We start from the raw sequence: 15,374 nt of genomic DNA, 5'->3' as shown, positions 1-15,374 counted from the left end.
GACAGCCGCGCGAGGCTGCTCGCACCGCGCCCGCGAGGGGGGATCGCGGTGAAGGTGCTACGGGTACGCGTAGAAGCCGCGGCCGGACTTCTTGCCCAGCAGTCCTGCCTCGACCATCCGCAGCAGCAGGGCGGGCGGCGCGTACAACGGCTCCTTGGACTCCTCGTACAGGGCCTCGGCGATCGAGACCGTGGTGTCGAGGCCGATCAGGTCGGCGAGCCGCAGCGGACCCAGCGGGTGCGAGCAGCCCAGCGTCATGCCCTGGTCGATCACCTCGGCGGTGGCGAGGCCGGAGTCGACCATGCGGATCGCGGACAACAGGTAGGGGAACAGCAGGGCGTTCACCACGAACCCCGCGCGGTCCGGTGACTTGATGGCGCTCTTGCCGAGCCGGCCCACCACGAAGTCCTCGGTACGGCGGCTCACCTGGGGATCCGTCAGGATCGAGTCGACGAGTTCGACGAGGGGCAGGACCGGAGCCGGGTTGAAGAAGTGGATCCCGATGACGTGCTCGGGACGGGCCGTGGCGTGCGCGAGGCGCGCGACGGACAGCGAGGATGTGTTCGAGGCGAGGATCGCGTCCGGAGCCTGGACGATCTTGTCGAGCGAGGCGAACAGGTCGAGTTTGAGGGCCTCGTCCTCCTTCACCGCCTCGATCACGAGTTGACGGTCGCTCAGTTCGCCCAGATCCCGGGTGAACGTGATCAGCCGTAGCGCCTGGTCGCGCTGCTTCTCGGTGATCTTCCCCTTGCTCAGGGCCCGGTCCAGCGAGCGGGTGACGCGCGCGGGACCGGCCTGAAGGGAACGGTCGGAGGAGACCGCGACCCGGACGTCGCAGCCCGCCTTGGCGCACAGTTCCGCGATCCCGGCACCCATGATGCCGCTGCCCACGACACCGATCCGTTCGATGCCTTCGACGCCTTCGACGTCCTCGGCGACCGGTGTGGCCGTCATGCCGTCACCCCCCAGCGCAGCAGCGAAGCGCCGATGGACATACCCCCGCCGAACCCGGCGAGCAGTACGAGGTCGCCGGGAGTCAGGGCGCCTGAGCGGTTCGCCTCGTCGAGCGCGACCGGCACCGAGGCGCTGCCGACGTTGCCGTACTTCTGCAGGGTCCGGTGCGTGACCGCGCCGGTCAGCCCGGCCAGTCCGACGACTTCGCCGAGCATGACCCCGTTCGCCTGGTGCGGTACGAAGTGGTCCACCGCCGCCATGCCGACTCCGACCCGGTCGGCCAGCGCGGTCAGGGCCGGCGGCACGTGCTCGCTGACGAAGTCGCGCACTCCACGGCCGTTCATCCGGAAGTAGTGGCCGCCCTCGGCGAGGGTCGCCTCGGAGGTCGGGTTCCTGCTGCCGCCCGCCTCCACCCGGATGAGGTCGTGGGCGTCTCCCCGGCTCACGAGGTCGGTGCCGATGATGCCGTACGGCTCGTCGACCGGGCCGAGGACCGCGGCCCCGGCGCCGTCGGCGAAGAGCACTGCCGTGCGCCGGTCGCCGAAGTCGAGGATGCGGGAGTAGAGGTCGGCACCGATGACGAGCACCCGGGAGCCGGGCCGCGTCCGGGCGAGGCCGCGCGCCACCTCCAGGGCGTAGACGAAGCCGCTGCACACGACGTTGACGTCGAGACAGGCCGCCCGGTACGCGCCGAGTGCGTCCTGCACCAGATACGACGTGGGCGGCTGCGGATAGTCACCGGTCGAGGTGGACACGATCAGGTAGTCGATGTCCTCGGCCGTCAGCCCCGCCTGCTCCAGAGCCCGCTCGGCCGCGCGGGCGGCGAGGTCCGAGGTGGCCTCGTGCGGTGCCGCATAGCGGCGCGACACGATCTGCGTCTTGCGCTCGATCCATTCGGCGGTGACGCCGACGCGGGTGGCGACCTCTTCGTTGCCCACTTCCTCCTTGGGCAGATAGGAACCGGTCGATATGATTCCGATTCGTTTTCCTGTCACGTCACGTGGCCCTTTCCTGGGAATTCGCACGTTCGGCAGGCGCATTCCGGGCCGGGGTGCGCAGCGGATTCAGCCGCTCGGCCCCGATGGCGGCCCGCTTCTCGGGGTCGGTGACACCGAGGCCTTCCTCCCGGGCCAGACACAGGACGCCGACCTTGCCGATGTGCTGGTTCCGCTGGACGAGCCTGGCGGCCTCGGCAACCTCGGCCAGCGGATACACCTCCGAGAGGACAGGGGACAGCCGTCCGAGTCGGACCAGTCGGTTGCACTCCCACTGCTCCTGGAGGTTCGCTGCGTGACTGCCCACAATGCGCTTGAGGTTCATCCAGAGATAACGGTTGTCGAACTGGTGCTGGTAACCGGTGCTCGAACCGCAGGTGACGACGGTGCCACCGCGTCGGACGACGAAGACCGAGATACCGAACGTGGCCTGACCGATGAAGTCGAAGACGACGTGGGGGTCCTCGCCCACCGCCGCCCTGATGGCCCGGCCCAGCCGTTTGCCCAATTCGATGGTGCGGTCGGGCGTGAGCGCGTCATCGCCACTCAGGCCGATCTCGTTCCGGTTGATGACGACATCGCATCCGAGAGCACGCAGAATGTCGGCCTTTTCTTCCGAACTGACCACACCGACGGGTATTCCGCCCGCATTCTTGACCAGCTGCACGGCGAAGGCTCCGAGACCACCGGTCGCCCCCCAGATGAGGACGATGTCGCCCTGCTTGATGCGGGCCCCGTTGTCGCTGATCAGCATCCGGTAGGACGTGGCGGCCGTGAGCATGACGCCCGCCGACTCCTCCCAGGTCAGATGAGGGGGCTTGGCCAGCAGCTGGCTCGCCCGGACGACGGTGTAGTGCGCGAGACCACCGAAGTTGGTCTCGTAGCCCCAGATGCGCTGTCCGGCGCCGAGCATGCCGTCGGCGTGCGTGGCCGGCTCCTGATCGTCCACCTGCACACAGCTGACCACGACATGGTCTCCGGCGCGCCAGCGCCGCACTCCGGCGCCGACGCGCACGATGACGCCCGACGCGTCCGAGCCCAGGACGTGATGCGGCAGGTCATGACGTGCCGCGTATCCGCCCTCCCGGCCCATTCGCTGCAGGAATCTGAACGTGGGTACCGGGGAAAACGTCGCCGACCAGACCGTGTTGTAGTTGATCGAACTCGCCATCACGGCCACCACGACTTCGTCCGGCGCGAGTTCGGGCATGGGTACACGGCCCACGTGGAGGGACTTCCGGACATCCCTTTCGGAGGCGCCGTCGAACATGCTTGAATCGTCGATTCTCAGATGCGCAGCCGTATAACTGTCGGGAAGATCGATCTTCTCGATTTCCTCCGCGTCGACCCCTTCCAGGAGCGCCTCGGTCAACGCATCCATGCCAACCCCTTCCGACGAGTTCCCGCGACGCCGGACACGTTACGCATTAGCCCTGGTCGACTCGTACCCTTAGCCACCCCCTATGCGGCACTCATAAGGGTGGGGGATGGCGTCGATAGGGGGCTTCTGGAATTTAAAGCATCTCGTTTTCGCGCGGTACGGATGCATACTCCGCGGGGACGGGTTCGCCTCCGGAGGGTCGCAGGACGCCGGCCGGGTCAGCGCGCGGTGGCGGAGCATCAGGGAGGGGCTGACCTGGACGCGCGGGAAGAACCCTGCGGAGGTCTCCGTGAAGGTGAGGGCCCGCTCGCCCGGGCTGCACCATGGCTCAGTGCGGCAAGCGCGAGTCGAAGGGGCCCGCAAGCCGGCGTCCGGGGCGGCTCAGAGCATGAGCCGGGGCGGCAGAGGGGCTGCACCGCGAAGACGACCGGGGCCGCCACCCCCCACAGGAGAGGCCCCGGCCGTCGCGCGGTACGGGCCGCGCGGCGGCCCGTACCTTCTACAGCGTCATGACTGCGTTTTCTGTCACACCCGGGCGGACACATCGCGGATTCCGGGGTAGTTGCACGTTGTACGGACATGGACGAGCAGAGCTTTCAGGCCGTAACGTGCCTTTCGCGCCGGACGCGGAAGGTGTATGACCACCGCAACCACCTGCGGTTCCAGAGCCGCAACCATCAACTGAGGAACCACGACGGCGAGAACCGGTCCGCGACAGCGGCACCGGCTTAGGCGCAAAAGGGGCGCAGTGCTGGGGGACGACGCGGAGCTGACCGCCGCGGTGCTTGCGGCACAGGACGGGGACGAGAGCGCGTTCCGGACTGTGTACCGCGCTGTGCACCCGCGGCTGCTCGGGTACGTACGGACGCTGGTCGGCGACCCGGACGCCGAGGACGTCGCGTCGGAGGCGTGGCTGCAGATAGCGCGTGACCTGGAGCGCTTCAGCGGGGACGCGGACCGCTTCCGTGGCTGGGCCGCCCGGATAGCCCGTAACCGCGCGCTGGACCACATACGCATGCGCGGCCGCCGCCCCGCGATCGGCGGCGACGAGACGGAGCTGACCGGGAAGGCCGCCGAGTCCGACACGGCGGGCGAGGCCATGGAGGCCCTGGCCACCGACGGCACCCTCTCCCTCATCGCCCGACTGCCGCAGGACCAGGCCGAGGCCGTCGTCCTGCGCGTGGTCGTGGGGCTCGACGCCAAGACGGCCGCTCAGACGCTGGGCAAGCGTCCGGGTGCCGTACGAACCGCCGCGCACCGGGGTCTGAAGCGGCTCGCCGAGTTGCTCGGCGACGATCCGGAATCGGCCGGGGTGCTCGACGCCCTGCCTCCCCAGCGAGGAACCCGCGACCGTGCGGTGACGTCTGCGAGTGTGACGCAAATGCGTGCGCGTACGCAGAAGGATGTGTGATGGCCGACGAGCAGTACAGGTGGCTGGACCGCGAAACGGCGGAGCGTTTGCTGCGCGGAGAGTCACTCGAAGCTGTCGACCCGGCCGACCGCGACCAGGCCGAACGCCTCGCCAAGACGCTTGAGGCGCTGACCGCCGAACCCCCGCTGAGCAGCGCGGAACTCCCCGGAGAGGCCGCAGCGCTGGCGGCGTTCCGCACGGCGCGCGCGGGCCGGGTCACCGAGTCCGCGACCGTCGGCCACAGTTCCGTATCGGGTGCCTCCGTGGTCTCCGACGCCCCCGACGCCGGGCTCGTCGACGTCGGGCTGGTCCATATCGGTGGCTCCGACAACGGTGTCCGCCGCCCCAGCCGACCTCGCTGGGCCCGCCCCGTGCGGCTCGGTCTCGCCGCCGCGCTGGCCGTCGGCATGGTCGGCGGAGTCGCGGTCGCGGCCGGAACCGGAGTCCTGACATCGCCGTTCGTCGGAGACGAAGGGGGCCGCCCGGCCGCCACGGTCTCGGCACCGGTACCCCCGGAACGCCCGCTCTTCTCGCCCTCGCCGGAGGGCGGTGTGCGGGGCGGACCCGAGCCCGACGACGACTCGCGGGCCCCCACGGACCCGGGCACCACCGAGGGCGCCGAACCCGGCGGTCCCGCCCCGGACCGCGGATCCGCCCCCGACCGTGACAAGGCCGCCCGCGGCTGGTGGAAGGCCGTCACGGCGTACTGCCGCGACCTGCGCGACGGCAAGGAACTGTCGAACGACCGCCGGCGTGCCCTGGAGAGCGCGGCGGGTGGCTCCGAGCGCGTGCGGAAGTACTGCCGGGGCGTCCTCAATGCCGTCGACGACGGCACCTGGGGCAAGTCGGGCAGCGGCAAGGACAGGGACCGCGACCGGGAACGGGACCGGGAACGGGACAGGGACCGGGACAGCGACGACGACGAGGGCGACCGTGCCGATTCGCGTGGCGACGGCTGGGGCGGCCGGCACGGCGACGACCGTGACCGTGACCACCACGGTGACCGCCGTGACCGTGACGGCGGCCGTGACGGTCACCGCACGCAAGGCGCCGTAGCGGCCACGTCCACTGTGGTGGCGCGGACGGCGGCCCTTCTGCCGGGCCGTGCCCTCACTTCCGTAGCAAGTCGCTGACCTGCAGTTTTGTGATTGGTTGAAAATTCTTCGCCGCTGGAGTGACACTTTCGGCCGCCACGGCGCTGATGTGAGTGAGCCGACTGGTCATCGGCCGTCGCACAGAGCCGGGGTTCCCCCCGTACCTACGGCTCGTGCATCGGCGCGGGCGGGACACGTTCCCCCGGTCCCGCCCGCGCCCCACACACCTCCCGCGCCTCACCAGTGGACGACGAGCTTGTCGCCGGTCCTCACCTGCGCGAACATCTCCGCGATCGCCCGCTCGTCCCGGACGTTGACACAGCCGTGCGAGGCGCCGGCGTAGCCCGTGGCAGCGAAGTCGGACGAGTAGTGCACCGCCTGGCCCCCGCTGAAGAACATCGCGTACGGCATCGGTGAGTCATAGAGCGTCGACACATGGTGCCGTGACTTCCAGTAGACGCTGAACACACCTTCCCGGGTCGGTGTGTACTGCGACCCGAACCGTACCGGCACCGTCAGGACCGACCGCCCGTCGATCATCCAGCGCAGGGTCCGGCTCGACTTGCTGATGCACAGCACCCGGCCGGTCAGGCACCGCGCGTCCGGCGCGTCGGCCGGCTGGCCGCCCATCAGGTACAGGTCCCACTTGCCGGGCTCGCGCGTCATCCTCAGCAGCCGCTCCCAGGTGACCTCGTCGGTCTTCCCCGTTCTCGGCAGCCCCCGCTTGCCCTGGAAGCCCCTGACCGCCTGCTCCGTCAGGTCGTCGTACGTCCCGGTCGGCCCGTCGAAGAGCCAGGCGATCTGACGCAGACGGGCCTGGAGCTCCCGGATGTCACGGCCCTCGTCGCCCCGCGACCACAGCACGGCGGCCGGTGCCGCGGGCGTGGGCTTCGCGCTCGGCTTGTCGTCGGGAGCCGCCGACTTCGGGGACGGCGTGCCGCTCGGGAGCTCTATGCGCACGGGCGAACGCCGATCCTCCTCGCCGGAGGCCTGCACGGTGCAGCCGCACAGCACGGTCAGCGCGGCACCGCAGGCCAGCGCGGCGGTCCCTCGTCCCGCGCCCTTGCCCCGTGTCCGCCCCATACCCCTGTTACGCATCCCGGCCCCCGTCGTCTCACCGCGGCCACCCCCGGCCGCCCGACCACCCTGGTGTCACCTGAGATGTTCCCCGCACGTGACCGGTTGCGAACTACGCGGCATGGTTGGACACAGAGGTGAAGGACACCGTCCACCGTCCGCGGTGGCGGGCTACAGCCACGGCGAGCTCGGAGGCCACACCATGGCGCGAGAGTCTGAGTCCAAAGTGCCCATCGAGCCGGTGTACGGGCCGCACGCGCTGAGCGGCTGGGACCCGGCCGAGAAGCTGGGGGAGCCGGGCTCGTACCCCTTCACCCGCGGCGTGTACCCCACGATGTACACCGGCCGCCCCTGGACGATGCGCCAGTACGCCGGCTTCGGCACGGCGACGGAGTCCAACGCCCGCTACCGGCAGCTGATCGCCCACGGCACGACCGGCCTGTCGGTCGCCTTCGACCTGCCCACCCAGATGGGCCACGACTCCGACGCGCCGATCGCGCACGGCGAGGTCGGCAAGGTGGGCGTGGCCATCGACTCGGTCGACGACATGCGGGTGCTGTTCGACGGGATCCCGCTGGACAAGGTCTCGACGTCGATGACGATCAACGCGCCGGCGGCGCTGCTGCTTCTCCTCTACCAGCTGGTGGCGGAGGAGCAGGGGGTCCCGGCGGACCGCCTCACCGGCACCATCCAGAACGACGTGCTGAAGGAGTACATCGCCCGCGGGACGTACATCTTCCCGCCGAAGCCCTCGCTCCGGCTGATCGCCGACATCTTCCGGTACTGCCAGGCCGAGATCCCGCGCTGGAACACGATCTCGATCTCCGGCTACCACATGGCCGAGGCGGGCGCGTCTCCCGCGCAGGAGATCGCCTTCACGCTCGCGGACGGCATCGAGTACGTCCGCACGGCGGTGGCGGCGGGCATGGACGTGGACGACTTCGCGCCCCGTCTGTCCTTCTTCTTCGTGGCCCGTACGACGATCCTGGAGGAGGTCGCCAAGTTCCGTGCGGCGCGCAGGATCTGGGCCCGGGTGATGCGGGACGAGTTCGGCGCGCGGAACCCCAAGTCCCTGATGCTGCGCTTCCACACGCAGACGGCCGGCGTCCAGCTGACGGCCCAGCAGCCGGAGGTGAACCTGGTGCGTGTGGCGGTCCAGGGCCTCGCGGCCGTCCTCGGCGGCACCCAGTCGCTGCACACCAACTCCTTCGACGAGGCGATCGCGCTGCCCACGGACAAGAGCGCCCGCCTCGCGCTGCGCACCCAGCAGGTGCTGGCGTACGAGACGGACGTGACGGCGACCGTGGACCCTTTCGCGGGCTCGTACGCCATCGAGCGGATGACCGACGACGTCGAGGCGGCCGCGGTGGAGCTGATGCAGCGCGTCGAGGACCTCGGCGGCGCGGTGGCGGCCATCGAGGAGGGCTTCCAGAAGGGCGAGATCGAGCGCAGCGCCTACCGGATCGCCCAGGAGACGGACGCCGCCGAGCGGGTCGTCGTCGGTGTCAACCGCTTCCAGCTCGACGAGGAGGAGCCGTACGAGCCGCTCCGCGTCGACCCCGCGATCGAGGCCCGGCAGGCGGAGCGCCTCGCGAAGCTGCGCGCCGGGCGCGACCGGGGCGCGGTGGACTCGGCCCTGGCCGCGCTGAGGAAGGCCGCCGCGGGGGAGGACAACGTCCTGTACCCGATGAAGGACGCGCTGCGGGCCCGGGCGACGGTGGGGGAGGTGTGCAACGCGCTGCGGGAGGTCTGGGGGACGTACGTCCCCAGCGACACCTTCTGATCCGCGCCGTCTCGCCCGCTGAAATCCGGGATCGGATTGTCGTACCCCCGTGCCACACTCCTTTCCATGTTCGGTGTCATCGACCTCCCCACCTACCTCGCGGGCCTGATCCTGATCGTCCTGCTGCCCGGTCCCAACTCGCTGTACGTGCTGTCCGTCGCCGCGCGCCGGGGCGTCCGTCCCGGGTACACCGCCGCGGCCGGTGTCTGGTGCGGGGACACCGTGTTGATGACCCTGTCCGCCGCCGGAGTCGCCTCCCTGCTGCAGACGAACGCCGTGTTGTTCGGGATCGTGAAGTACGCGGGGGCCGGGTATCTGACCTGGCTGGCGATCGGGATGATGCGGGCGGCCTGGGGGATGTGGCGGAACCGGCGCGCGGCGGCCGCCGAGGAGAGCCCGGCCCCGGCCGCCGAGGAGCGGCCCTTCCGGCGGGCCTTCGTGGTCAGCCTGCTCAACCCCAAGGCGATCCTCTTCTTCGTCGCCTTCTTCGTGCAGTTCGTCGACCCGGCGTACGCCTACCCCGCGCTGTCGTTCGTCGTGCTCGGCGTCTTCGCACAGCTCGCGAGCTTCCTGTACCTCAGCGCGCTGATATTCGGCGGCACGAAGCTGGCGGCCGCGTTCCGCAGGCGCAAGCGCCTGTCGGCCGGGGCCACTTCGGCGGCGGGGGCGTTGTTCCTCGGCTTCGCTGTGAAGCTCTCGCTCGCCGGCAGCTGATCACTCGCCGGCAGCTGATCACTCGTAGGCGGCTGATCACTCGTCGGTGGCTGATCAGAGGCCGACGCGCGCCAGGTAGGCAGACAGGCCGTCGGCCGCCTCGCCCGCCCACCCCACATACCCGTCCGGCCGGACCAGGAGCAGGCCCTTCCCGTACGACGCCTGCTCCTGCCCGCCGACCACCCGTACGGCCTCCGGCAGTTCCGGCGCCGGGGCGCCCACCGCGATCAGCGTCCAGTGCGGTCCCCGGAACGCGTCGAACAGCCGCACGCCGCCCAGGTTCCCGTCCGGCGCGCGATCGCCCGCCCGCACCGGGCCCGGCGCCGGCCGTGTCTCCCGGGTCAGCGACGACTCCCGGTACCCCAGGCCGAGCTGGCGGGTCGCCTCGCCGCGGCGCACCTGGCCGCGGTGCACGCTCGTCGACAGGCCGAGCATGTCCGCGGCGATGGGACGCCGTTCCTCCTCGTAGGTGTCGAGGAGTGCCGCGTCGGCCCCGTCCCGCAGCACCGCGCCCAGTTTCCAGCCCAGGTTGTAGGCGTCCTGGACGCTGGTGTTGAGGCCCTGCCCGCCGGCCGGCGAGTGGATGTGCGCGGCGTCCCCCGCGAGGAACACCCGCCCGTCCCGGAACCGGTCCGCCAGCGCCGCGCGCGGCCGGAAGTCCGAGGCCCAGCGGACCTCCGTCACGTCTTCCGGCGCGAGGTGGGAACGCGCGGCGACCGCCTTGCGCACGCCGTCCGCCGAGACGTCCACCGAGGACCCCTCGGGGAACCGGGCCGCGACCTGGAAGTCCTCCGTGCCGGCGAGCGGGCAGATCGCGAGGAAGTCCTGGCCCTCCCCGTGCGGCGGGAAGATGTGCCAGTTGGCCCGGTCCAGGCCCGTGATCCTGACGTCCGCCACCAGCGTCGGGTTCGGGTCGACGGTCTCGCCGGTCATGCCGATGCCGAGGGCCCGCCGTACGGCCGAACGCCCGCCGTCGGCGGCGACGACGTACCGCGCGCGGACGCTCTCGCCCGCCGCGAAGCGGGCCGTCACGCCGTCCTCGTCCTGTGCGATCCCGACGAGCTCCCGGCCGAAGGCGACCCTTCCGCCCAGCTCCGTCAGCCGCGCGAAGAGGATCTCCTGGGTCCGCCACTGCGGGACCATCCACGGCTCGGTGTGCGAGTCCTCCGTGACCTCCGCCGGGTCGAACATCTGGTGCTCGCCGACCCGCCTGCCGTCCTGCCAGATCATCCCGACCGGATAGCTGCCGCCTGCCGCGCGGATCGCGTCGAGCACGCCGAGGTCGTCGAAGACCTCCATCGTGCGCGGCTGGATCCCCTTGCCGCGCGAGCCGGGGAAGAGCCGGTCGGCCCGCTCCACGACGAGCGCGTCCACGCCGCGCCGGGCGAGATCGATGCCGAGGGCGAGGCCGGTGGGACCCGCGCCGACGATCAGTACATCCGTGTCCGCCGGTACATCCGCATGCGTGCTCATGAGCGCCATCTCCTTAACGCTGTTAAGTTCCCTTGGTCACGAGCGTGCCCTTAACGGCGTTAAGCTGTCAAGCGTGAATACGGAACGCCGAGCGCCCCTCGATCGCACACGCGTCGCGGACACCGCCCTCAAGCTCCTGAACGAGGTCGGCCTAGACGGCCTGACCCTCCGGGCCATCGCCAAGGAACTGGACGTCAAGGCGCCGGCCCTGTACTGGCACTTCAAGGACAAACAGGCGCTGCTCGACGAGATGGCGACCGAGATGTACCGGCGGATGGTCGCCGCGACGCCCCCCGACCCGGACGAGGGCTGGCGGGAGCGGCTCCTGAGGTCCAACCGGGGGCTGCGCGCGGCGCTGCTCGGCTACCGCGACGGGGCCAAGGTCTTCAGCGGCTCACGCTTCACCGGCATCGAGCACGCCGAGCAGATGGAGGACAACCTGCGCCTGTTCACGGCCGCCGGCTTCGCCCTCGCCGACGCGGTCCGCGCGACCTCGACGACGTACTTCTACACCCTCGGCTTCGTCACCGAGGAACAGGGCGTCGAGCCGCTCGCGGGTGAACGCCGTGAGGGGTACGACATAGAGCAGCGCGCCCGCCTGATGGCCGACTTTCCCCTGTCGGCTCAGGCGGGCGCGGAGATCTTCACCGACTACGACCGGCACTTCGAGGAGGGGCTGGCGGTGGTGGTCGCCGGTATCGAGGCGCGGTACGGGGTCGGCTGAGCGAGGCGGCGGATCACCTCGCCCGGCGGCGGGCGTTGCGGATCGCGCGGGTGACGACCGGCGGGAGCACATCCGCGGCGAGCTTGCGGGCGCGGCTGCGGGGCGGCTTCGGACGCGCGGGGCGAGCGGCGGAGGCGGCGGCGGGCGCGGTGGGCGCGGAGGGCTCCGCGGGGATGCTGTCCGCGTGCCGGGACGGCGGGAACGGCGGGGCCTGCATGCCCTTGGCCTTGAGGCGGATGATGCGGTGTCCGGCAGCCTGCTGGACGCTCAGGTGGCAGTCCGTGCGCGCCCGCACCATCGCCAGCAGCTCCTCCTGGACCGGCTCGGAGTCGCCCCAGGTGGCGTACAGCTTCTGGGTGCTCAGACAGATCGGGCGCAGGCCACGGTTGATCACGGCCTCCCAGGTGGCTATCGCCACTCCCGGCGTGTGCTCGGAGCGGAAGTCGTCCAGGACGACCACTCCGTCCGGCAGCAGCAGGTCGTGAGCCGCGCCGATGTCGCCGTACACGTGCTCGTACAGGTGCGAGCCGTCGACGTGGACGAACCGGCAGGAGTCCGCCGGGACCTCGTCGGGCACGATCGAGCTGGGGCCCTGCAGGACGCGCGGCAGTTCGTCGTGGAAGGAGAGGTAGTTCTCCTCGAAGGCCTGCCGGGTCAGCGCGCTGTACGACTTCGCCGACTCCGCCTTGTTGGCGTCGTCCGGCGCGTCTCCCTCGAAGAGGTCGCACACCGTGTAGCGCTCACCCGGCTGGAGGCGCCGGCCGGTGAAGATCGCGCTCTTGCCCATGAACACCCCGACCTCCAGCAGGTCGCCGCGCATCCCCGCGGACTGCTGCCGGTCGAGGAGCCAGTCGAAGAGCACCTGGTCGAGCGGGGGAAACCAGCCGGGGACGTCGTCAAGGGTGCGAGGGCGTCGGACGGCGGGCGTGGACTGTGTGGCTGCCATAGGCGCGAGCACTCCGTTGTGATCCTGCGAGTCGGACGGGGTACTCCGGTGTCTGCCCCGTGCGAATACGCCAAACCAGCTGTGCGATGAACGGCAGGACAACATCGCATGGTCAACGGGGGGCTCATCGGTTTCCGTGCGGTGTACCGGATCGCCGGGCCCCGGCAGGCCGCGCTCGGCGGGGTCTCGACCAGCGGGTTTCAGTCCGGATAGCCCCATGCGCGGGCCAATTCTGCCAGCCGTTGCGGAAGCTCGACGTCCGGGTGGGCGGTGCGGGCGGGCTGGATCCGGCCGGACTTGAGGGTGCTGGACCAGTCGCCGAGCTGGGGGCGGAGGGTGCCGTGGTCCTGTGCGCCGTAGTCGAGCATGCCGGGCTCCCACGGAAGGCCGAGATAGGCGCAGATGCCGCGGGTGACCCGCTCCGGCTCCGCGGTCAGTTCCTCGTACCGGATCACATGGGCGTCGAGGTTCTGCCGCGCCTCCTCCAGCTTCTCGCTGTAGCCGAGGACCTCGGCGCGGACGGCCTCGTGGTCGGGGTCCGCCCGGCGGCTGGTCAGGGACGCGATCACGGCGGCGGGGTGGCGCAGCAACAGGATGTGGCGTGCCTGGGGCCAACATCGGTGCAGCCGGGGCCAGATGAGGGTGTTCGGCGGGGTCTTGTCGACGATGACGTCCTTGCCGCTGCGAGTGAGCTCCAGGTGCAGGACCCGGTCCCACAGCAGGTGCTCCAGCTCGTCCTTGTCGAGCTCCAGCTCCCTCATGGCGGCCGCGGTGAACTCACGGGACAGGTGCACGTGCAGCGTGCGCAGATGCATCTCGTGCGGGGCCCGGATCCGGCTGTGGCTGTTCAGCAGCACCCGCAGCAGCGTCGAGCCGGAACGCACCGAGGACAGGACGAAGACCGGCGACTCCACCAGGCGCGGAGCGGGCGGGGCGGTGTAGTCGGCTTCGGAGTCATCCGCGCTGCGGGGCGAGGGGACGGCGTTCAGGTTCCCGCGCGGTGGGCTCACGGCCTGCATCATCAGCCTGCCCCGACGCTTCAGTCCCTTGCTGATCGCCGTCATCCGAGGGTCTCGCACGGTGACACCTTTCTCTCGCGCTGTGCCTCCGCATCCCAGGGGCGGCAGGTGAACGGCAGATGGCGCGCAGGAGAAGCGAAGCGGGGACGTGCATGCGCACATCCCCGCTGACCAGGTGTCTTACCGCTTCCTTAATTCTTCCTGGGAATCGAGGCCAGCTTGCGACGAATCAGCGGAGTGGCCCAGTCCTCCACGTACCGGTTGAGCAGCCGGGCGAGCAGCAGCATCGCGCCGACGGTCAGCAGGACGGTGGCGTACGACGGGATGTTCAGCCCCTGGTGGAGCGCCTTGATGACGACCCAGCCCAGGTGCTCGTGCACGAGGTAGAAGGGGTACGTCAGGGCGCCCGCGACCGTCAGCCAGCGCCAGTTGGCCCAGTGCAGCCAGCCCAGGGCGATCGCGGCCACGGCGACGTAGCCCAGGGTGACCACCAGCATGATGCCGAAGGAGCTGCGGTAGGAGAAGGCGTCGACGTCGGGGGCGTGCCACAGCCGCGACACCGCGTAGTGCTGGCCGATCAGCCAGCTCACGATCACGATGCCCCAGGCGTACGCGTCCTTGCGGTCGCGGTGCACCAGGTACAGGCCGACGCCGCCGATGAAGTACGGGGCGTACTCGGGCATCAGGAGGATGTCGAGGAGCGGCTGCTGCGCGCCCTCCGTGATGACCGCGGCGAGGGTCCAGACGGCGCAGAACAGGATCACGCGGCGGCGGGTCGCGCCGGGCAGTACGACGCACAGCGCGAACAGGGCGTAGAAGCGGATCTCCGCCCACAGGGTCCAGCACACGCCGAGCACCCGGTCGACGCCCAGCGGCTGCTGAAGCATCGTCAGGTTCACCAGGGCGTCGCTGGGGGACACCGCCTTGTAGGTGACGACCGGCAGTGCGAAGACGAGCGTCACGATGATGATGGCCGCCCAGTAGGCCGGCAGCAGCCGGGCGGCGCGGGACGCGAAGAACGACTTCAGCGGCCTGCCCCAGCCGCTCATGCAGATCACGAACCCGCTGATCACGAAGAACACCTGGACGCCCAGGCAGCCGTACGCGAAGTAGCCGTGCAGCGTGGGGAACTGCTGTTGCGGCGAGCTTCCCCAGGCGTCGGTGACCTCGCCGCCGCGGCCGCCGTAGTGGTACGCCGCCACCATCAGCGCGGCGATCAGGCGCAGTCCGTCCAGTGCGCGCAACCGGGGCTCGCGGGGCTTGTCCGGCTTGGGTGGGCGGGACGAGGCGACCGGTGGGAGGACAGTGCGTACCACGGTGCCCGTGGAGGTCACTTTGGTGTCCTCGGGCGTGTCGATCACAGGATTCCCCTCGCTGGGATTCAGCCGGACCACAGCACACTAGTCCGAATCCAAGCGCCCACTTCGGCGAGCGGAGCAAGATTCGCCGCGCCGTCCGCGCGAGTTCACCTACGCGTCGCTTCCAACTCCGACCCCACCGGCCCCACCCGCGCGACGCCTCGAGATTGTGAAAACGCCGCATAGACGGAGTGTCGTTCCGGCGACGCGGGGGTGCCGTGTCGGGGGCGGCCCCGGGTGAGTGAGGGGAGTTGCGCAACTACTCGAAGGGGAGCGCCTCGCAAACGCCGTCAGGGACGGGTTGCTGCCCCCAAGTGGCGCCGACGTCGGCCGTCCCAGGGCGGATGGCTGCGCCGGCCGGGGGAACCGGGAAGCAGCGCGCGCTGCTTGAGCGCCGGCCCGGCGCGGTCCACGGTGTCGACCGCGCCGCCCACCCCTGCCCGGC

General features: G+C 70.5%; 13 protein-coding genes. 5 read left to right on the top strand and 8 right to left on the bottom strand.

The features are described 5' to 3' along the window. Positions 1-57: 57 nt before the first annotated feature. The 3 genes from OHT51_RS16600 to ccrA are packed head-to-tail and all read right to left on the bottom strand — an operon-like array spanning position 58 to position 3,330. A complete protein-coding gene (locus OHT51_RS16600) occupies positions 58-954 on the bottom strand; it encodes a 3-hydroxybutyryl-CoA dehydrogenase (RefSeq protein ID WP_328879727.1) in 897 nt (298 codons plus the stop codon). Then, positions 951-1,994: a 3-oxoacyl-ACP synthase III family protein gene (locus OHT51_RS16595; RefSeq protein WP_328879726.1), complete on the bottom strand. Its 1,044-nt coding sequence runs from the start codon at positions 1,992-1,994 to the stop codon at positions 951-953. The genes OHT51_RS16600 and OHT51_RS16595 overlap by 4 nt, the downstream gene beginning before the upstream one ends. Next, positions 1,951-3,330 (bottom strand): crotonyl-CoA carboxylase/reductase, encoded by a 1,380-nt coding sequence (ccrA, locus tag OHT51_RS16590; RefSeq protein WP_328879725.1) that lies wholly within the window; start codon positions 3,328-3,330, stop codon positions 1,951-1,953. Before ccrA ends, OHT51_RS16595 begins: the two co-directional genes overlap by 44 nt. 748 nt (positions 3,331-4,078) lie before the next feature. Here ccrA and OHT51_RS16585 point away from each other — a divergent pair. Beyond that, positions 4,079-4,741, top strand: a complete 663-nt coding sequence (locus tag OHT51_RS16585) for an RNA polymerase sigma factor (protein WP_328879724.1) — start codon at positions 4,079-4,081, stop codon at positions 4,739-4,741. Continuing rightward, a complete protein-coding gene (locus OHT51_RS16580; RefSeq protein ID WP_328879723.1) occupies positions 4,741-5,874 on the top strand; it encodes a hypothetical protein in 1,134 nt (377 codons plus the stop codon). The genes OHT51_RS16585 and OHT51_RS16580 overlap by 1 nt, the downstream gene beginning before the upstream one ends. Positions 5,875-6,072: 198 nt before the next feature. Here OHT51_RS16580 and OHT51_RS16575 read toward each other — a convergent pair whose 3' ends face one another. Beyond that, the gene (locus OHT51_RS16575; protein ID WP_328879722.1) at positions 6,073-6,933 is read right to left on the bottom strand and encodes a L,D-transpeptidase family protein; all 861 of its coding nucleotides are present in this window, start codon (positions 6,931-6,933) and stop codon (positions 6,073-6,075) included. Between the two features lie 181 nt (positions 6,934-7,114). Between OHT51_RS16575 and OHT51_RS16570 the strand changes: the two genes are divergently transcribed. Next, positions 7,115-8,695 (top strand): acyl-CoA mutase large subunit family protein, encoded by a 1,581-nt coding sequence (locus OHT51_RS16570; RefSeq protein ID WP_328879721.1) that lies wholly within the window; start codon positions 7,115-7,117, stop codon positions 8,693-8,695. Positions 8,696-8,761: 66 nt separating this feature from the next. Further along, a complete protein-coding gene (gene leuE, locus OHT51_RS16565) occupies positions 8,762-9,409 on the top strand; it encodes a leucine efflux protein LeuE (RefSeq protein WP_328879720.1) in 648 nt (215 codons plus the stop codon). A 54-nt stretch (positions 9,410-9,463) separates the two neighbouring features. On the opposite strand, the gene OHT51_RS16560 is transcribed toward leuE, so the two are convergent. Then, positions 9,464-10,882: an FAD-dependent oxidoreductase gene (locus OHT51_RS16560; RefSeq protein WP_328879719.1), complete on the bottom strand. Its 1,419-nt coding sequence runs from the start codon at positions 10,880-10,882 to the stop codon at positions 9,464-9,466. 73 nt (positions 10,883-10,955) lie between these two features. On the opposite strand from OHT51_RS16560, the gene OHT51_RS16555 reads away from it, so the two are divergent. Beyond that, complete coding sequence (locus tag OHT51_RS16555; RefSeq protein ID WP_328879718.1) at positions 10,956-11,606, top strand: TetR/AcrR family transcriptional regulator C-terminal domain-containing protein; 651 nt, start codon at positions 10,956-10,958, stop codon at positions 11,604-11,606. Between the two features lie 13 nt (positions 11,607-11,619). On the opposite strand, the gene OHT51_RS16550 is transcribed toward OHT51_RS16555, so the two are convergent. From OHT51_RS16550 to OHT51_RS16540, 3 genes are all read right to left on the bottom strand, one after another. Further along, the gene (locus OHT51_RS16550; protein ID WP_328879717.1) at positions 11,620-12,552 is read right to left on the bottom strand and encodes a class I SAM-dependent methyltransferase; all 933 of its coding nucleotides are present in this window, start codon (positions 12,550-12,552) and stop codon (positions 11,620-11,622) included. A 200-nt stretch (positions 12,553-12,752) separates the two neighbouring features. Then, positions 12,753-13,616 (bottom strand): sulfotransferase family protein, encoded by an 864-nt coding sequence (locus OHT51_RS16545; protein WP_443052713.1) that lies wholly within the window; start codon positions 13,614-13,616, stop codon positions 12,753-12,755. Between the two features lie 146 nt (positions 13,617-13,762). Then, on the bottom strand, positions 13,763-14,932 hold the full coding sequence (locus OHT51_RS16540; protein ID WP_328879716.1) for an acyltransferase family protein: 1,170 nt from the start codon (positions 14,930-14,932) through the stop codon (positions 13,763-13,765). Between the last annotated feature and the right edge of the window lie 442 nt (positions 14,933-15,374).

This window comes from Streptomyces sp. NBC_00299, assembly GCF_036173045.1.
Lineage (GTDB): Bacteria > Actinomycetota > Actinomycetes > Streptomycetales > Streptomycetaceae > Streptomyces > Streptomyces machairae.
The sequence above is the reverse complement of the archived record's forward strand: the minus strand, read 5'-3'. Positions and strand labels throughout refer to the sequence as shown.